At 60.0% G+C, this 22,379-nt stretch carries 12 protein-coding genes; 5 read left to right on the top strand and 7 right to left on the bottom strand.

What is annotated here, in order from left to right:
- Positions 1-29 precede the first annotated feature (29 nt).
- Positions 30-1,160 (bottom strand): hypothetical protein, encoded by a 1,131-nt coding sequence (locus JQ558_RS28145; RefSeq protein WP_212295816.1) that lies wholly within the window; start codon positions 1,158-1,160, stop codon positions 30-32.
- A 276-nt stretch (positions 1,161-1,436) separates the two neighbouring features.
- On the opposite strand from JQ558_RS28145, the gene JQ558_RS28140 reads away from it, so the two are divergent.
- The gene (locus JQ558_RS28140; protein WP_212295815.1) at positions 1,437-3,422 is read left to right on the top strand and encodes an alginate lyase family protein; all 1,986 of its coding nucleotides are present in this window, start codon (positions 1,437-1,439) and stop codon (positions 3,420-3,422) included.
- A 362-nt stretch (positions 3,423-3,784) separates the two neighbouring features.
- Positions 3,785-4,495, top strand: coding sequence for a bifunctional 2-polyprenyl-6-hydroxyphenol methylase/3-demethylubiquinol 3-O-methyltransferase UbiG (locus JQ558_RS28135; RefSeq protein WP_212211083.1), 711 nt, complete (start codon positions 3,785-3,787; stop codon positions 4,493-4,495).
- Between the two features lie 179 nt (positions 4,496-4,674).
- On the opposite strand, the gene asnB is transcribed toward JQ558_RS28135, so the two are convergent.
- From asnB to JQ558_RS28120, 3 genes are all read right to left on the bottom strand, one after another.
- Complete coding sequence (gene asnB, locus JQ558_RS28130; protein WP_212295814.1) at positions 4,675-6,552, bottom strand: asparagine synthase (glutamine-hydrolyzing); 1,878 nt, start codon at positions 6,550-6,552, stop codon at positions 4,675-4,677.
- Between the two features lie 137 nt (positions 6,553-6,689).
- Positions 6,690-8,120, bottom strand: coding sequence for a glycosyltransferase family 4 protein (locus JQ558_RS28125; RefSeq protein WP_212295813.1), 1,431 nt, complete (start codon positions 8,118-8,120; stop codon positions 6,690-6,692).
- Positions 8,101-9,363: a nucleotide sugar dehydrogenase gene (locus JQ558_RS28120; RefSeq protein WP_212295812.1), complete on the bottom strand. Its 1,263-nt coding sequence runs from the start codon at positions 9,361-9,363 to the stop codon at positions 8,101-8,103. Before JQ558_RS28120 ends, JQ558_RS28125 begins: the two co-directional genes overlap by 20 nt.
- 1,099 nt (positions 9,364-10,462) lie before the next feature.
- Here JQ558_RS28120 and JQ558_RS28115 point away from each other — a divergent pair.
- The 3 genes from JQ558_RS28115 to JQ558_RS28105 all read left to right on the top strand — a co-directional run bounded on the left by JQ558_RS28115 (position 10,463) and on the right by JQ558_RS28105 (position 16,960).
- Entirely contained in the window at positions 10,463-12,700 is a 2,238-nt protein-coding gene (locus JQ558_RS28115; RefSeq protein WP_212211075.1) for a heparin lyase I family protein, read from the top strand.
- A gap of 182 nt (positions 12,701-12,882) precedes the next feature.
- The gene (locus tag JQ558_RS28110) at positions 12,883-15,546 is read left to right on the top strand and encodes a type I secretion system permease/ATPase (RefSeq protein ID WP_409410596.1); all 2,664 of its coding nucleotides are present in this window, start codon (positions 12,883-12,885) and stop codon (positions 15,544-15,546) included.
- Positions 15,533-16,960 carry an HlyD family type I secretion periplasmic adaptor subunit gene (locus tag JQ558_RS28105; RefSeq protein WP_212295810.1) on the top strand — a complete coding sequence of 476 codons (1,428 nt, stop codon included), beginning with the start codon at positions 15,533-15,535 and terminating at the stop codon, positions 16,958-16,960. The genes JQ558_RS28110 and JQ558_RS28105 overlap by 14 nt, the downstream gene beginning before the upstream one ends.
- A gap of 127 nt (positions 16,961-17,087) precedes the next feature.
- Here JQ558_RS28105 and JQ558_RS28100 read toward each other — a convergent pair whose 3' ends face one another.
- From JQ558_RS28100 to JQ558_RS28090, 3 genes are all read right to left on the bottom strand, one after another.
- Positions 17,088-19,835 carry a hypothetical protein gene (locus tag JQ558_RS28100; protein WP_212295809.1) on the bottom strand — a complete coding sequence of 916 codons (2,748 nt, stop codon included), beginning with the start codon at positions 19,833-19,835 and terminating at the stop codon, positions 17,088-17,090.
- Between the two features lie 109 nt (positions 19,836-19,944).
- The gene (locus JQ558_RS28095) at positions 19,945-20,562 is read right to left on the bottom strand and encodes a DsrE family protein (RefSeq protein WP_212271837.1); all 618 of its coding nucleotides are present in this window, start codon (positions 20,560-20,562) and stop codon (positions 19,945-19,947) included.
- A 661-nt stretch (positions 20,563-21,223) separates the two neighbouring features.
- Positions 21,224-22,282 carry a TAXI family TRAP transporter solute-binding subunit gene (locus JQ558_RS28090; protein ID WP_249142673.1) on the bottom strand — a complete coding sequence of 353 codons (1,059 nt, stop codon included), beginning with the start codon at positions 22,280-22,282 and terminating at the stop codon, positions 21,224-21,226.
- Between the last annotated feature and the right edge of the window lie 97 nt (positions 22,283-22,379).

The following is a 22,379-nucleotide window of genomic DNA, read 5'->3' as shown; positions in this document are numbered from 1 at the left end:
GCATGTCACATTCAACGACCGCATCGATGTCATCCACGTGCCGGCAAGCCACGCTGCCTGATCACCTCATCGACGACGTTCCCGGATAGCTCCTTCTGTCTTTTCCCGGCCATGAAGAGCACGAACAACAGATTGGACTGATGGAATATCACACCGTTCGTGACAAAGAGCACGAGGAACAACGCAATGCAGGGCATCCTGTATTCAGGATCCAGGCGTGACAGGATCACATACCATGCATAGAGGACGGCGGCTGTGCCGGCGAGTCCGTAACAAACCATCAAATTAAGAAGGTCGTTATGAGCGGACAACGGGAAGGATCCATATAGCCAGATCGCACCACGCCCGAACAGCAACTCCAGTAACGATGACTTTTCCAGCATTTGACCATAGTAGAGCCAGATTTCGTCGCGCCCGCTCGTCAGATTGGTGGTGTCCTGCTCAAAGAAATCTCGATCTCGATAGAGAATTCGCTGGAGGAAGGCATCCATCAGTTCGGAGTTCGACAGAAGAAAGGCGATGCAGGCGCCCGAAATGATGAGCGTCACCAGAAACGCTCGCAAGTTAAATGAGCTGTATTTCTTGATCAAGAATGCCAGCAGGAAACCAAGGAGGGCAGATCGGACATTAAAAGCGGTTAGCAAGAGCAATGCAACGATTGGAAAGCCGATCCATTGATTGATGATCAGAATCGAAAACTTCGCTATCGTCTGGGCGACGACATGGAAAGGTTTCTCATTGAGGTTGGTTAACAGATCTGCGTCGAGCCCGCCCTCGCGTAAAAAGAAAATGAGCAATAATCCGCACAACACGGGTGTACCAAACATCAAAGCCCGTTTGCGTAACACGACAAAGATTGACGGATCGCAGCGCGACAAGAACAGCAGGAATATGATCGGCAACAGGACCGTTATGGAAAAATAGAGTTGTGGGGTCGCTGCGGCAGGTATCCAGAGCAGGTTGACTATCACCAGCCAGAAGACGGCAAGGCAAATAGCCATGTCCCCGCGAGTGGTCCCGGATAAAGCAATCTTGATGGCCGTCAGCCCCAACGCCACGACGACATAAAGAGCCACCACCACTGTTGCCTTATCCTCGGGACTAAGAATATCGGCAGCGCACCTAAACATAAGGAAGAAGAACAGCGCGTTCACAAACATCCGCGGGTGCTCCCTAGGGGGTCGCAACTTTCAGGTCCTGGTTATCTTTTATGAGTTTTTGCTGCCAATTGCTACCGGGAGACGGCGTATCGGGGCGAGCGTCTAATCTGCCACAACCTCTCGAGGGGAGCGATACGCCCTGAAGGACTACCAACATTGCCCCGTTCGGCTAGCCCGAAGAGATCGCGGGGTGCCAGATCCAGCGCATTTCAAGGCGAAACGCTATCAACTATAGTAGTTGCACAAATCGATGGGTCGGTGGTCGCAGCAGTCGACATGAAAAGCATCAACGATCTGAAACTGCTGTCGAGACCCGTTCTGCACCGGTTAGCTTGGTATCACGCCCGTCTTGCAGCAATGGCCCCGGCGGAGATTGCTCACCGGCTGGTCGAGGCTGCCGCCAGGCAGGCTTCGCGCCAGCGTAGTCGCGGCTGGGAGGCAGTTGAGCCAGTTGGCTCGTTGGCGATGATACCTGACGTCGCCTCCCGGATTCGCGCCGCTCCACCGGATATCTCCGCACTCATCGCACGCGAAGCCGACTACGTCCGCACAGGTTGTTTTCATCTCCTCGGTGCGCGATGGCCAGAGCCGCCTGTCATGCCCGCTGACCCCGAATTTTGGCGCATTGATCCCGACGATGGCCAACCATTTCCGCAATGGGACGCCTTCACCTTCGACATTTCGTTCCGACATGGCATCGGCACCCGAGAGATAAAGCGCATCTGGGAGCTCAATCGGCTGCAATTTTTGGTCCCGCTTGCCGCCGATACAGTGCTTAGGAATGATCAGCAGCCTACCCTCTTGGCTATTGGTCTGATCAGATCATGGATGGCCGGCAATCCACCTTTTCGCGGCCCAGCCTGGAATTCCGGAATCGAACTCGCGCTTCGTACCGTTTCCGTCGCACTTGCGCTTTCCATCATAGGGATCGAACGCCTTGACGCCGCCACGCGCAGTGCGGCGCTTCGTTTCTTCTTTGCACATGTCGACTGGATCAGGCGATTTCCATCGCTGCATTCTTCCGCGAATAATCACCGGATTGCCGAACTTGCGGGACTGATCGTCGGTTCGACGATGGCTCCCGGGTTTCCCGGTGCAGTTACATTGCGCGACAATAGCTGGCGCGCGCTGCTCGTCGAGATCGATCAGCAAATTCGTCCGGACGGCGTGGGCGCCGAACAATCTCCCGGCTATACTGCATTCTCGATCGAGTTGTTCCTCGTTGCGGCCGCTGCACTTGGATACCAAGGCAACCTGCCGGCAGCTACCAAGGACCGGCTCTCGGCGTGGGCTGAGCATTCCCTTTGGCTGATGGACGCCGACGCAAGAGTACCTGCGATCGGCGATTTCGACGATTGCCGTGTGATCGCGACGACGCAAGCGCCCGAGTCAAAATACGTTGCGTCCGTTGTCGCGGTCGTTTCGGGGTGCGTAGGCCGCCCGGATCTCGCTCCACCGGCCACGGATCCAGGTATTCGAGATGCAGTCCTGGGATCCGCCACGGTATCACCAGCACAACCGGTTGGAATACGTTCATTTACGAGCGGGGGTTATTCGGTAATCCGAAGCAGCCATAAGGCGCCTACAGTTCTGACGTTTGATCATGGGCCAGTCGGCTACTTGTCGATTGCCGCTCATGGCCACGCCGATACCCTCGCCATCTGGCTATCTGCAGGCAACCAGCCTGTCATCGTTGATGCTGGAACATACCTGTATCATTCCAGCAGGGATCTGCGGGACCTGTTCAGGCATACCTCAGTTCATAACACTTTGACTCTTGACGGCACCGGGTCAAGTCGCCCTTCAGGTCCATTCAACTGGGCGACCAAGGCCAACGCGCGACTGGTTTCGTCCGAAAGCGCCCCGGTTTCGCGTATCGTCGCGGAGCATGATGGCTACCTCGCACAGTATGGCCTTGTACACCGGCGAACGGTGCAATTTGACGGCGCTTCGTGCTTCACAATAATTGATGAACTTATCGGATCCTCTGCCGACAAAAAAGTTACCGTATCTTTCCTGCTCGACCCTTCCTGCCGATCAACGGTAGATGCGGATCGCAAGGAGGTACTGATTACCAACAATGATGGTCACGTCGCACGGATCGCAAGCAGCGGCCCGCTAAGAGCCAGGATTGTACGCGGCGATGAAGCTACAGGTCTTGGCTGGCTGTCGCCGTCCTTTGGCGTGCGCCTCCCTACGGATCAGCTTCTCTTTGAAGGGGTTCTAGACAGTCCCTCGACGATCACAATTTGCGTCGTGTAGGAACCTCACCAGTATTGCGCTCGAACGCAGCCGGATTGGTACTATTCTGGTGGACTCGCTCCGACCACTCAGCGAGGAGGCTGTGTCGTTATATTGTCGATCGTTGCTGCCGTACGATAACCAACAGATTCAGACCCCACTGCGCCACGTCTGGAAACACGACTCGCATGGGCGGGATTGCCACGAAGGGGTAATCAGAAAGGGTTTTAGCCGCCCCGCGATTTACGGAATAGAGTTGCATACCAGTATTCAGGTGATCCTTTTGCCTTCCCGGAACCCGCGCGCGTCGAATGGGATGCTTCACGAAACGTTCCGCTGGTGGCCAGAGCCGACGCCTGATCGCGTGAAGGGGTTTGTTCAGCATGTCCGGACTCGCCATGGCGGAACACGATATAGATCCAGTCTACCGTGCACGGGAGGCTAACAAGAGCTTAGCTCTTGTCGATATCATAAAAGACAAAATCCGCACGCCAATAGACGATATACTCGTTGTCGGTTGCGGATCAGGGCGTGAAGCAGGTCTCCTCGCACGAGGCCTTAAATCCAAGACGGTGGGGATCGATATCGGAGGTGAGTTCTCGTTCGATCATGCTGGATCTGCGCCGGCAAAACTATTTGAAATGGACGCCAGAGAGCTCCAGTTCCCCGATGGTGCTTTTGATTTTGTTTTCTCATTCCATGCTCTAGAGCACATTCCTCATCCCGAAAAAGCACTCGCAGAGATGGCTCGTGTTCTGCGATCAGGTGGAACTTATCTAATCGGCACCCCAAACAAGCGTCGGCTGATCGGCTACGTGGGCTCAGCAACCTCGATGAAAGACAAGATATTGTGGAACTTCGCTGATTTCAAGAAACGCCTGAAAGGCGAGTGGAGCAATGAAGCCGGCGCTCATGCAGGTTTCACGCAACAAGAGCTCTTCGATCTGTGTTCGGCGGCGTTTGGCGGCAATCCTGTCTCTGTCTCTGGTCAATACTATTCGAGGCTTTACGGACGACTTGCAACGGGGCTGAGCATGACTGGAATGCATTCAGTCCTTTTCCCATGTGTCTACGTTATGGGGAAGAAGGCCTGAGACTCCGATAGAATCCGCTGGAATAACCAGGCAGGTGATACGGCGGAGCGTAAGGCGGCTCATAGCCGTCAGATTCCGACCCAGTCATTCAGGTCCAACACAATGCCGGGTGCATAGCGCCGACGCGAACCAGCGTCGAGAGTAACTCGATTGCCCAGGCGCGACAGACGGATTCATTTTCACGTTGCTATCCTGAAGGTACGCAAGAAGATCTCGAGATTTGTCAGTGACCAAAGAATTCTCTCGTGGTTCTGCCGACCGTTGAGGTGCTCTGTTACAAGCCTGCGAAGCTTGGGGCCGCTTATCATTTTCGCTACGCTGGACGCTTCACTCACCAGCATGTCCTGTACGAAATCACGGTAAGGACCTCTGAACCATTCTCCGATTGGTACGCGGAATCCTACCTTTCTCCGCCGTACGATTTCCGGTGGCAGGATCTTGTCCATCGCCGCACGCAGCACCGTCTTGCCGCCCTTGCCTCCCGTCAGAAACTCGTCCGGGAAACGCGCTACAACGCTGGCCAGCACGGTATCCATGAATGGCATCCGGCCCTCGATCGACCCCGCCATCATCATTCGATCGCCGCGTTCCAGCAGGTTGTCTGGAAGCCATGATGTCTGATCGAAGAATAATGTACGCCGCAGACTGGATTCTGCCCCCGACGAATACGGGAAGAGATCAGGCGGTGTCGCCGAGAGGAGCCGGCCCAGCATTGCTTCGCTTTCGCCAACCGAAAGGCCGCCGAACCATACTCGCATGCGGTTCACAAGGTCGCGCTCGCCCGCGGCCAATGCAAGGATCTTCACGCGCCGCATCCCATAAGGCAATGAACGCACCAGCGGGTAGATCAGCCGCTCGTGCAACAGGTGTGGCATCAGCCATTGGTACAGACCTATCCACTGCTCAGCCCGATGCTTTGGATATCCACCCATCAACTCATCGGCGCCTTCTCCCGTGAGTACCATCTTCACGCTGCTGGAGGCCATCTCCGAAAGCATGAAGATCGGGACATCGGACGCCTCACTGACGGGAGCACCACGACGCAACACGGCGGTCGACCAATGCTCCATGAATGCGTCGGGTTCGACGAATAGTTCATTGTGAATGGTGGCAAACCGACCTGCAATGACCCGCGCGTGATCGAGCTCCGAATACTCCCCTTCGCGAAAGCCTACCGAGAACGTTCGTACAGGCTCCGCGCTATGCTTAACCATGGTTGCCACGACCGCCGACGAGTCGATACCACCCGAAAGATAGGCGCCGAACGGCGCGTCGCTGCGCATGCGAATGCGAACGGCCTCATCGAATGTCTCTTCGAACAGGCGAACTGCATCATCGAACGACTTGATGTCCGGCACTGTCGTCGCAACTGGCGGCGCAAAATAGCGTGTCGTTTTCAGCGTTCCGCCCTGCCATACGGCATAGTGGCCAGGCTGCAGCTTCTTCACCGCATCGAAGAACGTGGAAGGTCCCGGAACATATCGGTTAAGAAGATAGTGACCGAGTGCTTCGGAATCGAACGTTCGGTTGAAGCCCGAAAACTGAACGAGCGGCTCAATCTCCGAGCCGAAGAGTACAACACCCTGCATCTCGGCGAGAAACAGCGGTTTTTTGCCGAAGGCATCGCGGGCCAGTATTAGCCGCTGCTCTGCTTCATCCCAAAGCGCGAAGCCGAACATGCCGCGAAATCTTAGTACTGCGTCGAGGTGCCAGGCGCGATATGCTTCGATAAGCACCTCGGTGTCCGAGTTCGTGCGAAACCGATGGCCAAGCGCAACAAGTTCCTGCCGCAGTTCAATATAATTATAGATTTCGCCGTTGAAGATTAACGTGAAGCGGCCATCTTCACTCGTCATCGGCTGCGCGCCGCCACCGATGTCAATAATCGAAAGCCGGCGGTGGCCGAAGCCGATCTGAAATCGCTCATCGGACGTCTCGTGGAGCCAGTAACCCGAGCCGTCAGGTCCCCGATGAGACATCAGATCGGTAAGACCGATAAGCGTCTTGCGATCCTGATGCTTTCCTGCCCCAAGAACCCATCCAAATATCCCACACATGGCTATTATGCCCTATTTGGACGGCAATCAGCCGATCGCCGACATATGCTCGTTCTGGGCACCCGCTGCGATGATGCAATCGATCAAAACGAACAAGGCCAGACGACCGAAGAAATGGCTGCGCGAGAGCGCCGGCATCAGCCCGGGCTATCGTGCCGGCTCAATTCGGGTACGGCAGCGCGTCGCTGGCGGCCTGGTGAATATCTTAGACTGAAGGCTTTCTCATACGCGCCCAAGAGGTTTGCCATCTCGTGGTCCCAGGCGAGTTCGTCATGGATCCTCTTCTGGCCGAAGGCGCCCATACGGTCACGCCGCACTGGATCATCTACGAGCTCCAATACCTTGTCGCCGAAGTCCGCAGTATCGGTATTCCGTGCATATAACGATGCCTCGCCGGCCGAAACGCGCCCCTCGGTGAGGTCGAACTGGACAATAGGCTTACCCAGCGCCATGTACTCCATGATCTTGTTCATCGTTGATTTGTCGTTCATCGCGTTGGGGCGGTCGGGATTCACGCAGACGTCTGCGGTCGAGAGTATTGTGAACAGGGTTGCATCATCAACACGGCCGGTGAACGTGACCAAATCGTCCAGCGCGAAGGCCGCTGCAAGTTTCTTGACCTCCTCCAGCTCCGGACCGCTCCCGACAATGACGAACTGGACGTCGTCGCGGTTTCGTCTCCCGCGGATGTGCTTGATCGCTTCCAGTAGCAGATCGATTCCCTCTTGTTTTCCAATGACACCCACATATGCGACAAGGAATTTCCGCCCCTTCTTCCAGGCCGGCTCTGGTCGAAGTGACCGGACGCGTGAAAGGTTGGGACCGGAGCGCACCACGAACACGCGATCTGGGTTCATTCGCCCTCGCTCGATGGCGATGGTGCGATATGACTGGTTTGTCGCTATTGATACGTCAGACAATGCGAATGTAATGCGTTCAAGCAGGACCATAACCCGCCAGAGAAAGCCACGTTGTCCGAATTTTGCTTCATAAAGTTCCGGGTTGATATCGTGCTGATCGAAGATGAAAGACTTTCCAAATAGAAACTTGTGAAATGCACCAACCACGAAAATGAGATCCGGCGGATTGCAAGCGTGGACGACATCAAACCCGCGCGTGGTGAGAACTTTCAAACTCAGCACGAACTCCCAGAACAATGCCGCGCTGTACTCGGCGAGATAGCCCAGGACCCCGCGTCCTTCTCTCGGCAACCAGTGACGATAGACGGCGATTCCGTCGATGATTTCAAACGTGGCGGTCGCGCCCGGTCCCTTGGGACAAATTATGGATACTTCATAGCCATGCCGCGACAATGTGCTGGCCTCCGACCACACCCGGCGGTCGAACGGCACTGGCAGGTTTTCGACGATGATAAGCACCCGGCGGCGGACCGAACCATCGATCCCGGGTTGCGCGGCTGGCGCGGCGTCGACCAAATCCGCAGAAGTGGCATTCGAACCGGCCAATTTGTGAAGTTCGCGGTTGACGCCAGCCGACTTAAGTGAGTGCGCTAGACCCGCTTGATCGGGGCGGCTTGCGCCGCGACCGTCACGAAAGAGTGTTAACATCGATGACCCGCCTGGTGCGTAACGCCATTTGCTTCGCCCATCCTCTGGTGTCGATGACCAGGTCGAACAGCTCCGACTCGGCGACCGACTTTGAGACCAGCAGTTTGCGGAGTGCGGGCAAATTCGAGAACGCATAGCCAAGATTCTGGCCCAACAATTTGGACGGCTCGACGTGAGGATCGTAGATCGACAAGCCGATATGCGACTGAAGGAATTTGCGCGCCAGGTCGATATTGGGGCTCTCGCGAAGATCGTCGCTGTTGTCCTTGAAGGCGAGCCCCAGCATGAGCACCTGTCCGCCGGCCCGGACTGTTTTCACGCAGCTCTCAAACAGAAAATTCTTGTGCGCGTCATTCGACCTCAAAAGCGAATCCACAAGGTGCGTATGCGCCCCAACATCGCTTGCGATGTATTGGAGTGCGCGAACGTCCTTCGGCAGGCATGAGCCGCCGAATGCGCCACCTGGCCTCAGATAGTATGGCGAGATGTTGAGCTTCGTGTCAGCGACGAAGATGTTGTGGACGGTGGCTGCGCTGATATTGAGCTTATCGCAAACGCGACCAACTTCGTTGGCAAACGCAACCTTTAATGCGTGAAACGTGTTGTCGACGAATTTCGTCATCTCTGCCGCGCGATAAGTCGTATAGAAGACGGGCGCCTTTATTTTTGCGTTCAACTCGTCAAGAGCTGAGCACCTTCCCCCGTCCTTCGTCCCAATCACGATCTTCGGCGGATTGACGAAGTCCTGGATCGCTACAGATTCACGCAGAAACTCGGGATTGTAGACCAGCTCGACCAGGTCCATCCTGTCTTTCAACGCTTCCTCGAAGATCGGGAGCACCAGCTCCTCGATCGTGCCGGGTCGCATCGTCGAGCGAAATACGACCGTCAACGTCGTCGTTCGAGCGGGCCCGACCAGCTCCGCGAGCTGATGGGAAACCTCGACAATAAAGCTCATATTGTGAGACCCGTCCGGCGCACTGGGCGTTCCCACACAGACTATGGCCATGTCGCAACTGTCGAGATGCGGGCTCGCATCCTTCGTCGCGAGCAGCAAACCTTTCCTGATCGCACGAGCCACAAGCTCATCGAGACCGGGCTCCGTGATCGGCGACTTACCGGCATTGACGATCGCCACTTTTTCATCGCTGACGTCAACACCAATGACTTCGTGGCCATCCCTCGAGAGGCAGGCGGCCGCCGTCATGCCAACATAACCAAGTCCGAACACTGCAATTTTCATCCCGCTACAATAGCCTTGGAGCCTGCCAGGCAAGTGTAAGCAGAAGGATTGTTACCTGGGGCTGAGTGGGTACCCAATTGTGAGTACGGTGGCGCTATAATTTCAAGTTGCCGTTGTTATGGAATGCAAGCAGAGCGGGCCGCAACCAACCACAGCCGTAATTGCTGCGGCTCGGCCTCGAGGGCGCGGTACCGGACACTCGACCTTCTCCAGGAATAGAGCCCGCCGGAGAACGCCTTGAGCTCTCTTCCGAACGCCTTGCGGCCGACGGCGCCTGCGGGTCAGCCGAGATGCTGGGTTGGTTGGTAAGCGAGCTGGCGATCGAGCCGCACATTCCGGTGTTCGATAGATTGGCCCCCTGCCGACGGGGCTCGCGCGAAGACTTCGCCTACGCTCAACGGCCCGACACTTACATTTGCCGAGCCGGCAAGGAGCTGACCTCGACCGACACTCCCGTGAACGATGGGACAACACTGGTTTATCGCGCCAGCAAACCCAACTGCGACGCCCGCGAACCTGAGCCCGTTGCTCTGCGAAGATGCCGACTTCGCGCTCGATCCACGAAACTGCACGAGAAGTCGCGCGCGATATCACCAGGATCGATGCCGATGTGACGTCGCGGCGTGAACGGGAGAAGATCGAGATGCAGTTCGCACATATGAAGCGGCGTCGCGCTCGACCTCCCGCAACGCTGACGACGAGGCAATCTGATGGAAGAATCGTGGGAGTGCCTTGAATCGACCCGATATGGGGACGTATTAGGCCGACATACATGGGTATAAATCATACTTTGAAAGTTTTTTCGCCATTTTTGCTTATTAACCAGCCAACCAGCAGTCGGGGGGGCGAAATCCCACTGCTTTGAAATACCCTCGCGGTTCGAGGCTGCAATGCTTTGAAATACGTTCGCGGTGCCATGCACAGCGAGCGAGCGGTATGTCGTGCGCCAACTGCACGGCAGTGAAATATCCTCGCGGTTCGAGGCTGCAATGCTTTGAAATGTGCTCGCGGTGCCAGGCGCTGCGAGCAGCGGTATGTCGTGTGCCTTCGTGATGCACGGCAGTGGAATACCCCTCTTCAACGTCAAAAGGATAACGGAATGGCTTCCGCACCTGTAATCAAGTCGATCTCTCCCGATACCCTCACTGCGGGTGATAGAATCACCAGCGACAATGAGCTAACGGTGGCTGGGACGGCTGGGGCAAACAGCACGGTAAACGTATTCGACGGCACGACGCTTCTCGGCACGACCACGGCGAACAGCAGCGGCGCGTGGTCCTTTGCAACCAGGCCATTGTCGGATGGCGTTCACAGCTTCACCGCGACGAGTGCGGATGCAACCGGCACAAGTCCGGCGTCGGCGGCCCTGAGCGCGACGATCGTGCCGAACATCAATTCGTTCTCGGGTGCCTCTGGTTCCAGCGTAACGATCGACGGGATCAGAGCGGGAGTCCAGAACGCCAACGAGTCATGGAGCCTGACATCGCCCGATTCCCACACGCTCCGATTTTCGCTCCGCCCCGGAGATAATTGGATCACTTCTGGCTGGAACGACCTTACCCAAAACAGGGGAGCGGAGCGTTCCGAGATCAGGCTTCTGCCGGAGTATGCACAGGGCACCCAGATCAACGTAGACTACCAGCTTACGGTACAACCGGGCGCGACGAATACTGCATCGTGGATGCTGCTCAGCCAGTTTCACGAAACGCCCTCGGACGGTCCGCCTCCCTTCGCTGTCGAGATGGTTGGCGAACGTATGCGAATCGTCGCGCGGTATCAGGAGCCGGGCCAGTCAGGCACGACGACAAAGGTGCTCTATACGGATCCAAACCCCATTCAGCGGGGTCATTCGTATGACATGAACATTCAGGTCAACTTCGACAACACCGGAAATGGCTATCTCAATGTTTGGAGAGATGGCGTCCAGATTGTCGATTATAACGGGTCGATCGGATACGAGAGCGGGCAAAAGTACTATTGGAAGGAAGGCGTGTATCGTTCGCCGGCCGCCGAAACAATGACGGTGGATTACAGCAACCTGCACATCACGACCGGATCGGCACCGGTCCCCACCGTACCGACGACGCCGACGACGCCAACCACGCCCACGAATCCAACCAATCCGGTAAACCTCGCGCCGACGGTGACGCAGGCGTCCGCTTTACCGGGGACGGGAATCGAGCATGTCGGCGATACCATCACATTGACGCTCGGCTTCAGCGAGGCCGTGACCGTCACCGGTACGCCTACGCTGTCGCTCAATGATGGCGGCAAGGCCACCTATGTGGGTGGGACGGGCACGAGCACGCTCACCTTCAAAACGACTGTCGCGGCGACCGACCGCGATACCTCGGCGCTTGCCATCACCGGCGTCGATTTGACCGGCGCGAGCATCAAGGATGCATCCGGCCTGGCGGCGAACCTTTCGGGCGCGTTGAAGACCTTCACCGGTCTCCAGATCGATGTCGATCCGATCTCACCGACGAACCCGACCTCGCCGACGAACCCGACATCACCGACGTCTCCATCCTCGGTCGCGCCGGTCCTCGCCGTCGCTGATCACACCCTCACGGTGGCCGGCAGGGGCGGTACGGTCGACCTGGGCGTGAAGGTGTCAACGACCGATCCCAACGACAGTGTGACCGTGAACATCAGGGGATTGGCGTCGTACGAGACGATCACCGACGGCCTCGGTCACACGTTCAGTGGCAGAAACATCACCTTGACGAAGGCACAGGTTGACAGCGGACTGACGCTGCACAACTACTACCGAGGCTCGCGTGATCCGGTCGACACAATCACGTTGACGGCAACCGCCAAGGATCCGGTCACCGGCGCCGTTACGACATCCGCGACGCAGAGGATGACCCTGTCGGATGCGCCGTCTTGGACCACCACGACGCCGCAGACCCCCACGGTGACGCCGCAGACCCCCACGGTAATGGCGCCTTCGACCTCTACCCCGGTCGTCAGCACGGTGACGGCACCGCAGCCGATCTCCGTGACGAATGCCCCTCCGGGGATTGCCACGGCCACAGCACCTGCGACCACCACGACCGCAGCGTCTTCGACGAGCCCGGGTTCGGCGCTGCTTAGCCGCATCGGGGACTTTGCCGCCGGCGGAGTCGCGACCTCTGCGCCGCAGATGATCAACGTGACCGATCTATCGCCTGCGACCAGCACTCCCGCAGGATCCCTGGCAAACCAGGGCTTTGCGCTGCTGAACCAGTATATGGCGGCCAACACCGGCCGGGTCGATCCCGGTCAGATTGTGGCGGCTACATCGAATGGCACCACTTTGGGTCAGGTTTCGTTCCTCACCAGACCACCTGCCTGATCGGCTCCGCACCCGGGCGCTCGTCGCCCGGGTGCGCCACCATCGAAATTTGGGAATGCATGAGAAGGAACATCGGAAGCGGTCGGTAGCCGCGAAGGATTGAGTAGAACAACATGGCGATCCAGAATGGAAATGCCCACGCCGCAGATCTGGGGTTTCGAGCCCTGGCTCTGTTCCTGCGGATTCATGGCGTAGACGCTGCGCCCGACCAGCTCCGCGATCGATGCGGAAGCAACGCATTCGGCATCGGCGCAATGCTGCGCTGTGCACGCGAGTTTGGCGTCAATCTCGGTTCGCGGACGACGCATTGGAAGCGACTTGCGGGCATCCAGCTGCCTGGAATCGCATCGCTGCATGACGGCGGATTCTTGCTTCTCGGAAAGGTCGACGACAGGGGTGCGCTTGTGCTGCATCCGACCTGGTCAAATCCCCGGGTGATGACGCGCGCGGAATTCGAAGAAATCTGGGACGGTCGTTTGATCCTGCCCGGACCTCAGACCGTCGCTAATCGGGTACTTCATGCACTCGCCGGCATCAGCACCCGCGGCGTTGACCTTGCACGCCGTGCAGGGGACGTCCTGGTGCGTGCCCTCGGGCCTTTCATGCGTCCTGGCGATGCCTTGATGAAAGCCCGCGATTCCCTGATGCGCGGACGTTTCGCCGCTCGAGGCGATATTGCTTCCCCGCCGGTAAGCACCGAACTCGCGGTGGCGAGTACCGAATCCGACAATGCCGATGAATCGGCGCTCATTGCGCTGACTATATTGCTGCGTAGCCATGGTATCGCGGCCGACCCGGGTCAAATCCGCCATCGGGTAGGCGCGGCGCGCGTAGGTGTTACCGAAATCCTGCGCTGTGCCAAGGATTTCGGGCTCAAGGCACGGGTACAGAGGACGAGCTGGAGTCGGCTTGCGGTTACCCCGCTGCCGGGAATCGCCGTGCTGCGCGACGGTGGATTTCTGATCCTCGGCAAAGTGATCGACGACAATCTCCTCGTTCAACGCCCGCTGTCGCCCCGACCCGAAACCATGACGCAGGCCGAACTGGAGGCCATCTGGGACGGCGAGATCATCCTGATGGCCCGGCGCGCGAGCCTGACGGACCTCTCCCGACGCTTCGACATCGGCTGGTTTGTCGGCGCAGTCCACAAGTATCGCAGCCTGCTCAGCGAGGTGCTGGTCGCCTCGTTCTTCATTCAGATCTTTGCCGTCGTCTCACCGCTGTTCTTCCAGGTGGTCATCGACAAGGTGCTCGTGCATCGAAGCATGAGCACGCTCGACGTGCTGATCATTGGCCTGGTCGCCCTCACCGTCTTCGAGGCCATTCTCGAAACGCTGCGCGTCTATCTGTTCGCGCACACGACAAACCGTATCGACGTCGAGCTCGGCGCCCGGCTGTTTCGTCACCTGATGGCGCTGCCGATCGCCTATTTCCAGACCCGCCGCGTCGGCGATTCGGTGGCACGTGTCCGCGAGCTCGAGAATATCCGCCAGTTCCTGACGAGTTCGGCGCTTACGCTGGTCATCGATCTGCTGTTCACGGTCGTTTTCCTTGCGGTAATGTTCTACTACTCGACGACGTTAACGCTGATCGTCCTGGCGTCCTTCCCGTTCTACATCGGGATCTCCGCGGGCGTTGCGCCGCTGTTTCGCCGGCGCCTCGATGAGAAGTTCAATCGAGGTTCCGAGAATCAGGCCTTCCTGGTCGAGAGCGTGACGGGCGTCGAAACCCTGAAGGCCATGGCCGTCGAACCGCAGATGCAACGCCGCTGGGAGGAGCAACTCGCCGGCTATGTGGCCGCAAGCTTCCGCGTGCTCAGCCTGAACAATACGGCGAGCCAGGCAGTCCAGATGATCAACAAGCTGGTCATCGCCGCAATCCTTTACTTCGGCGCCAGGCTGGTGATCGGCGGGGAGCTGACGGTCGGCGAGCTCGTCGCGTTCAACATGCTGGCCGCGCGCGTCAGCACGCCGGTGCTGCGGCTCGCACAGATCTGGCAGGATTTCCATCAGGCCCGGCTGTCGATCGATCGCCTCGGCGACATCCTCAACACCATACCTGAGCCGAGCTTCAATCCCGGCCGCGCCGCGCTGCCGGCGATTCGGGGCAAGGTCACATTCGAGCACGCGACCTTCCGCTACCGCATCGACGGCCCCGAGGTGCTGCACAACGTCTCCTTCAGCGTCGAACCCGGCCAGGTCGTCGGCATCGTGGGCTCCTCGGGCTCGGGCAAGAGCACCATCACCAAGCTGATCCAGCGCCTCTATGTGCCGGAGAGCGGACGCGTGCTGGTCGACGGCGTCGATCTCGCGATGGTCGATCTGAGCTGGCTGCGACGACAGATAGGCGTCGTGCTGCAGGAGAACGTGCTCTTCAACCGCTCGGTTCGCGAGAACATCGCGCTTGCCGATCCGTCCATGCCGATGGATCGGGTCATCGAGGCGGCATCGCTCGCCGGCGCTCACGACTTCATCCTTGAGCTGCCCGAGGGCTACGACACCGTGGTGGGCGAACGCGGCAGCAGTCTGTCCGGCGGGCAGCGCCAGCGCATCGCGATCGCGCGCGCACTTATCACCGATCCGCGCATCCTCATTTTCGACGAGGCGACAAGTGCGCTGGACTACGAAAGCGAGCGCGCCATCCAGCAGAACATGAAACAAATCTCTGCCGGACGGACCGTCTTCGTCATCGCGCACCGGCTCTCCACCGTGCGCAATGCGAACCGGATCATCACGATCGAGCATGGTCGGATTGTTGAGGACGGCAGCCATGATGAGCTGATCCGCACCAACGGTCGTTACGCGAACCTTCATTATTTGCAGGCTGGTATCCATGACGTCCGCTAACCGAAACGTCGTTGCATTTCCGAGAGCCGAAGTTCGCCGGCGCGAGAACGAAATTGCGTTCCTGCCGGCGGCTCTCGAAATCACCGAATCACCCCCCTCGCCGATCGGGCGTGCGATCGGGGCGAGTATCATCGCACTCTTCTGCGTCGCGCTGGCTTGGGCGTCGCTCGGCAGCGTCGATATCGTCGCCAGCGCGACAGGCAAGATCGTGCCGGGTGGACGCACAAAGCTGATCCAGCCGTTCGAAACGGGCGTTGTCCGCGCCATCCAGGTGCGCGACGGACAGCGCGTCAAGGCCGGCGACGTCCTGATCGAGCTCGACCCGACGATGACGGAAGCCGACCAGGAGCGCCAAAAGAGCGATCTCCTTGCGGCCGAGCTCGAAGTCGCGCGGCTGCGCGCGGCGCTGGCGGCGGATCCTCTCGCCGCCTTCCGGCCGCCGCAGAACGCAAGCGCTGCCGAGGTCGAAATGCATCGCCAGTTCCTGATCAGCCAGCGCGCCGAACAGAACGCCAAGCTCGCGGAGATCGAGCGCCAGCTGGGTCAGAAGGAAGCGGAACGGGCGACCACGTCGGCGAGCGCGGCGAAGCTGCAGGCGACGATACCCGTGCTGCAGGAACGCGTCGACATCCGCAAAGGCCTCGTCGAGAAGGCATTGGCCTCGAAGGTCATCTACCTTTCGGAGTACCAGGACCTGGTCGGCCTTCAGCAGGACCTCGTCTTGCAGCAAAGTCGACTGCTCGAAACCGACGCGGCCACCGCGCTCCTGAAGGAAACCAGGGAAAGGACCGCAGCGGAGTATCGTCGCACGACCTATGACGCACTCGCGAAGGCCGAGCAGAAGGCTGCGAACGCCGCGCAGGAGGTGGTCAAGGCGGATCGACGTACGAAACTACAGCGCCTGACCGCACCGGTCGACGGTATCGTGCAGCAACTTGCCGTTCATACGGTGGGAGGCGTGGTGACCCCGGCGCAGGCGCTGGCTGTGGTGGTTCCGAGCGACAGCCAGCTTGAGATCGAGGCCATGCTCTCCAATCGCGACATTGGCTTTGTTCATCCAGGACTGAAGGCCGAGATCAAGGTCGACACCTTCAACTTCACGCGTTATGGGCTCCTTCATGGCGACGTGATCAGCGTGTCGTCGGATGCCATCACGCGCGACAGGCCGCAGAGCGGTTCGAGTGACCGGGGATCGGGTACAGCGCAGAGCAGCAGTGAGCCGAAAGGTCAGGAACTGGAATATGCCGCGCGCATTTCGCTCGACCGTCCGGAGATGCAGGTGGAGGACAAGCTCGTCAAGCTCGGCCCCGGAATGGCGGTGACGGTCGAAATCAAGACTGGCACGCGCAGGATCATCAGCTACCTTCTGTCGCCACTAGCGCGATACAAGCAGGAGTCGCTGCGAGAGCGGTAGACAGACACCATCGATGAGCCTTGCGGGCAACAATTGCCCGTAAGGCGCTGCCCGCTTTCGAACCAAGTACGTGCCGGGAGATGCCAGAGACGGTTGCGCGGCTGGCGCCGGTCGATTGGCGTATGCGCTAGCGACGCAGCGCCTCCAGCCGCGCTTTCGCCTCCTGGATTCCTGCGGCGTCAGCCCTTGCATAGAGGCCCTGCGCCTTGCTCGCATCGCCGCGCGTGCCCTGAGTTTTCCATTTCGCAAGAATCAATGGGTCGTAGGTTTCTGCCAGCGCGAAGCTCGCCTGGGCGCTGCCCATCTCGACGGCGCGCTCGAGTACAAGCCGCGCCGCGCCTATATCGCCCTGCCGGAGCAGCGCGGCCCCGCGCGCAACCAACCCTGTCGCCACCGCGGCTTGCTCGGGATCGAGCTGAGCATCGCCACGCGCGGGCGCCGCTGGTGCCCGCTCGGCACGCGCCGCCACAAGATCCTGCTGCAGCCACGCGGGCCGCTCGCGCTCCTGTGCCGATTTGCGATGCAACGACGCGCCGTTTGCAGCCGCCTCTCTGACTTCCGCCGCTTCGTCTCCAGCTTTGCGGGCCTGCGCCCTGTACGCATAGATCGCGCTCCGCGTCATCGAGAGGTCTGCTAGCAAATCGGCCGTTTCGTGCCCTTTTTGCATCGATCGCCTCGACTCCGCGGCACTCGCTACCGTCCCCTGCTTCCGCCGCGAAGCCTCCTCGCCTGCCTTTGCCGCCAGCGCGGTCTGGGTCTCGATATCGCGGCGCGCTGCCGCGATATCCTGCTCCAGCCGCGCGGACCGCTCGCGCTCCTGTTGCAGGGCCTTTTGCAGCTCCGCCACACCGCTCTCGGCCGCCGCTTTCAGCCGGGAAGTTTCCGCGCCTGCTCTCGTCGCCAGCGCGGTCTGGGTTTCGACCTCGCGCCGCGCCGCTGCAAGCTCCTGCTCCAGCCGCACGGATCGCTCACGCTCCTGTTGCCGGGACTTCTGCAGCTCCGCCGCGCCGCTCTCCCCCGCTGCTTTCAGCCGGGAAGCTTCCTCACCCGCCTTCGTCGCCAGCGCGGTCTGGGTCTCGACCTCGCGCCGCGCCGCTGCAAGCTCCTGCTCCAGCCGCACGGATCGCACACGCTCCTGTTGCCGGGCCTTCTGCAGCTCCGCCGCACCGCTCTCCCCAGCCGCTTTCAGCCGGGAAGTTTCCTCACCCGCCTTCGTCGCCAGTGCGCTCTGGGTCTCGACCTCGCGCCGCGCCGCTGCAAGCTCCTGCTCCAGCCGCGCGGATCGCTCACGCTCCTGTTGTCGGGACTTCTGCAGCTCCGCCGCGCCGCTCTCCCCCGCCGCTTTCAGCCGGGACGTTTCCTCACCCGCCTTCGTCGCCAGTGCGGTCTGGGTCTCGACCTCGCGCCGCACCGCTGCAAGCTCCTGCTCCAGCCGCGTGGATCGTTCACGCTCCTGTTGCCGGGACTTCTGCAGCTCCGCCGCGCCGCTCTCCCGTTCCTGTTTCAGCCGGACCGCTTCCTCACCCGCTTTCGCCGCCAGCGCCGCCTGGGCCTCGACGTCACGTCGGGCCACCGCCAGATCCTGCTCCAGACGTGAGAACCGCTCGCGCTCGTCCGGAGCGGCCTTGCCGGTCGACGGCGCGCCGTTTGCAGCTGCTTGCCTGAGTTCCGCCGCTTCGTCTCCAGCTTTGCGGGCCTGCGCCTCGTATGCATAGATCGCGCTCCGCGTCAGGGAGAGGTCTTGTGCCAGCGCGTCGGCCCTTGCGCGCGACTGCTTCAGTTCGGCAGCTCCCGCTTCCGCCGCCTGCTTCCGCCGCAAAACCTCCTCGCTAGCCTTTGCCGCCAGCGCGGCCTGGGTCTCAACATCACCCCGCGATGCCGCAAGGTCCCGCTCCAGCCGGGCGGACCGCTCGCGCTCCTGGTGCAGGGACTTCTGCAGCTCCGCCGCGCCGCTCTCCTCCGCTGCTTTCAGCCGGGAAGTTTCCTCACCCGCTTTCGTCGCCAGCGCGGTCTGAGTCTCGACCTCATGCCGCACCGTCGCCAGATCCTGCTCCAGCCGTGCGGACCGCTCGCGTTCCTGTTGCAGGGACTTCTGCAGCTCCGCAGCGATGCTCTCCCCCGCCTGTTTCGACCGGGACGCTTCCTCGCCTGCCTTTGCAGCCAGTGCGGTCTGGGTCCCGACATCGCGTCGCGCCGCCGCGAGGTCCTGCTCCAGCCGCTCCGCCAGCTCGCGCGCCTGTTGCAGGGAGTTCTGCAACTCCGCCGCACCGCCTGGCGCAGCCTGCCTCATGCGCGCGGTTTCTTCGACCGCTTTGGCCGCTAGCGCGCTCTGGGTTTCGACGTCCCTTCGCGCTGCCGCAAGACTCTGCTCCAGCCACTCGGCCCGATCGCGCCCCTGCTCGAGACGTTGCAGCAACTCGATATCGCGCCTTGCATTGGTGAGTTCGCGCGACAGGGACTCCGCCCAGTGAAGTTCCTGTTCCGGAGACTGCCTTGTGTCGCCGATCGTCGCTTGGACAACCTGCACCGATCTGTCGTTGCCGGCTCGGCTCGGCGGCAAGGCAACTGACAAGGCAACTGAATCGCCATCACCTTCCGTTCCAACAGAATCGAGATTGCGGGCAACCGTCACGTGCTGCGCATCCGCCAACGGTTGCTCTCGATCGGAGCAAGCCTGCGTTTCCGACGCCCAAGTGATTGCGAGCATGGCGGCGGCCATCCACAGCGGCGCGGATCGTCCGGGCGCAGGCAGCTGCCTCCCTGTCCTTTGCATTGTCTTCTGCGCAAACGGCGTCGTGTCCGAATTGTTGCGCGACGCGCTAGCGATATCGGAGACGGTATTTGATCCGTCACTGAGAATAACCGTGCGGCCCATCTGCAATCACCCGTCGCTTGGCGATGCGACCTGTTCAGGTCGCGCTATTATGCGCTCCGCCGCCACGCAAATCCTATGATTCGCATGGCGGACCCCCACCCCTTTCGGGTTAGGGTTTTACATAGGACCAGCCCTTCTCCTGCAGTTCCATCACGCGCACGACGCCTGACTTCACCACCTCTGCCTGACGAACAATCGGGATGCTCTTGTTCTCGGCTTTGTGCATTCGTTCCTGAGTATTGCCGCAGGCCTTGAACGATACCTCCGGCGTGCTCAGCGCCATCTCCTCGATACGGGCCTTTACCGGCGAGGTGTCATCGCGCAGCATATGCAGGCCGGGCCCGAACGTGACCACTTCGATCTTCACCTTCTCGCCGGCATCCTTGTAGTATTGCGCGACGTTGGTGGCGTTGTTGAGCGCGAGATTCATGGCGGCGGGGTCGTTCGTGTTCACCTGCAAAATCAAACGGTGCGCTTTGGAGTCGGCAAGCCGAGCGTTGGCGGCGAGAGGGGATCGTGCGGCAAGAGAGGATCGTGCCTTCTTTTGTTTGGTTGCTTTGTTATGTGTGGTGGCCTTTGCCGCAATGCGCTGATGGTGCGTAGCGGGCTCCGTCGTTGTCGGCACCCAGTACCGTCCGCCTTGCTCCGCCGCAGCGAATGGCGCGGCGAACAGTACCGTTGCGGCTGCCATGGCGATTACCCGCGCAATATATCGAAACATGCTCATGAGGCCTCTCCTATCAATACACGTCATTGGACTGCTCATCCGTTGGGTTTCGTGGCTGGATGTGGCCACCTGCACACTGTGGCCATCTTCGCACGCACCGCCTCCAACCCGCCTAGCGAGAACACTGCATCCAGAGCAGTCCCCATCCGGGATGTAAGGTGAATACTGAGGCTCCCGCTGTCTGGAAGGGACTGCAGCAACCGAACAACGTCGCCCCCGAACGCGACTCCGACTCCGGACGTCGGCACGGCTGCCGCGATCTGCAGCCCCTGACCGTCGTTGACGCGATAGGAAATCGCATAATCGTTGCCGCGACCGGGAACGCCGGGCCCGGCGACCACCAGTTCGCTCCGCCCGCCGCGGCAGCGAATCGAAAGCTTGACGCCGGATTCGCCGGCAGCATCGCGTGACGATGTTGTGGCGGTAGCGACCGGTGAATAATCGACGGGTGAGATCGTCACGCTAATGATCCAGTTGTTTCCCTGGTTCGCCTGACGAGGTGCGGTGGTCCGCGGCGCCCTCTCGGGGCACTCCAGACCTGCTGCGCGTTCCGCCGGGGAACAATCGTGAAGCTGCGCTGTCGGGTGATCTTGTGCCCCTTGCGCCAACGCATTGCCGCTTGCGAGCGTGATTCCAGCCACGAACAGACCGGCCGCGCGTCTCATTGCGATGCATGCGCAGCACGCGGCCCACGATCGAGCCATGCCTGCGCCGCAGGGAAGCGCGCAAGACCAGGAACGGTAGCCGCGAGATTGATCGATTTCCACTTCTGGTCGAAGCCCGGCTGCTGCAACTTTTCAATCCGCGAGAACAGATGGTCCACGAAGCGCGCCAGCCGCTCGTAGCGGTTCGATTTGGCTGGAAAATTGAAGGCGACGAGCGCGGTCGGCACCGCAATCGTCGTTACGCGTTCGCCCGGCTTGATCAGATTTGGGTATTCTGCGGCATCGAGCGCAGCGGGAAGATAATAGTCCTCGAACTTGCGGTCATAGGGGACGGGCAGGAACTTGAACCCTGACTCCCAGCGGCCGCGCACGAAAGCATCCACCGGCTTCGAGGTAATGAAGACGACCGCGGCCATCTCGCCCTTGCGCATCTGCTCGAGCGCGATCTGATGCGGGATGAAGGTCTTTTCCACGTCGAGGCCAAGACGACTGAAGATCAACGGCCCCGAATAGGCCGCAGCGGTGCCTTGGGTATTGAAGTTCACCTTCTTGCCGACGAGATCGTTCAGGCTCTGAATCTCGGGACGAACGAAGACATGAAGTTCGGACGGAAACAGGTTCAGCACATAGGCCAGCCGCTGCTGAATATCGGGCACCTGGCTCTTGTATTCCTCAAGTACGTCGGAGTTGATGATGGCGGCATCGATGCCGCGCAAATAAAGCAGTGAGTTCACGTTTTCCGTGGCTCCGCGCGTCACGATCGGAAGAACGTGCAGTTTGTCACCATCATCCACGACGCGGGCGACTTCGGCCGCCAGGCGAATGGGCGCGCCCTCGAGAAGACCTCCGGCGAGGCCAACCGTCCAGGCGTTCATCGTCACTTGCGGCTTCTGCGGCGGTGCTTCACGTCGCAATTGCCGAGCAGCAGGTTGCGTCTGTGCATCCACGTCGGACGGTTGAACGATCATGAGCAGCGGGGCCAGCGCCGCCCGCACAAGCAGCTTGCGCAGCGCAGCCTTTGCGTTCCGCGCCCCAACTGCAATCACCTGTCCCATGGTGATATCCTTTCTAATCCGTCAGCAGTTTTATGCACTTCGCCCATGCATCCTATTCCCTGCATGAAGGAACCACACCTACCCCTTCGGACTAAGC

The organism is Bradyrhizobium sp. AUGA SZCCT0160, from assembly GCF_018130105.1.
Taxonomy (GTDB): Bacteria; Pseudomonadota; Alphaproteobacteria; order Rhizobiales; family Xanthobacteraceae; genus Bradyrhizobium.
The sequence above is the reverse complement of the archived record's forward strand: the minus strand, read 5'-3'. Positions and strand labels throughout refer to the sequence as shown.

Bases quoted from the DNA above. Each gene is read 5' to 3' on its own strand.
- JQ558_RS28145 (WP_212295816.1), bottom strand. From the start codon at position 1,160: ATGTTTGTGAACGCGCTGTTCTTCTTCCTTATGTTTAGGTGCGCTGCC.
- JQ558_RS28140 (WP_212295815.1), top strand. From the start codon at position 1,437: ATGAAAAGCATCAACGATCTGAAACTGCTGTCGAGACCCGTTCTGCAC.
- JQ558_RS28135 (WP_212211083.1), top strand. From the start codon at position 3,785: ATGTCCGGACTCGCCATGGCGGAACACGATATAGATCCAGTCTACCGT.
- asnB (WP_212295814.1), bottom strand. From the start codon at position 6,552: ATGTGTGGGATATTTGGATGGGTTCTTGGGGCAGGAAAGCATCAGGAT.
- JQ558_RS28125 (WP_212295813.1), bottom strand. From the start codon at position 8,120: ATGTTAACACTCTTTCGTGACGGTCGCGGCGCAAGCCGCCCCGATCAA.
- JQ558_RS28120 (WP_212295812.1), bottom strand. From the start codon at position 9,363: ATGAAAATTGCAGTGTTCGGACTTGGTTATGTTGGCATGACGGCGGCC.
- JQ558_RS28115 (WP_212211075.1), top strand. From the start codon at position 10,463: ATGGCTTCCGCACCTGTAATCAAGTCGATCTCTCCCGATACCCTCACT.
- JQ558_RS28105 (WP_212295810.1), top strand. From the start codon at position 15,533: ATGACGTCCGCTAACCGAAACGTCGTTGCATTTCCGAGAGCCGAAGTT.
- JQ558_RS28100 (WP_212295809.1), bottom strand. From the start codon at position 19,835: ATGGGCCGCACGGTTATTCTCAGTGACGGATCAAATACCGTCTCCGAT.
- JQ558_RS28095 (WP_212271837.1), bottom strand. From the start codon at position 20,562: ATGAGCATGTTTCGATATATTGCGCGGGTAATCGCCATGGCAGCCGCA.
- JQ558_RS28090 (WP_249142673.1), bottom strand. From the start codon at position 22,282: ATGGGACAGGTGATTGCAGTTGGGGCGCGGAACGCAAAGGCTGCGCTG.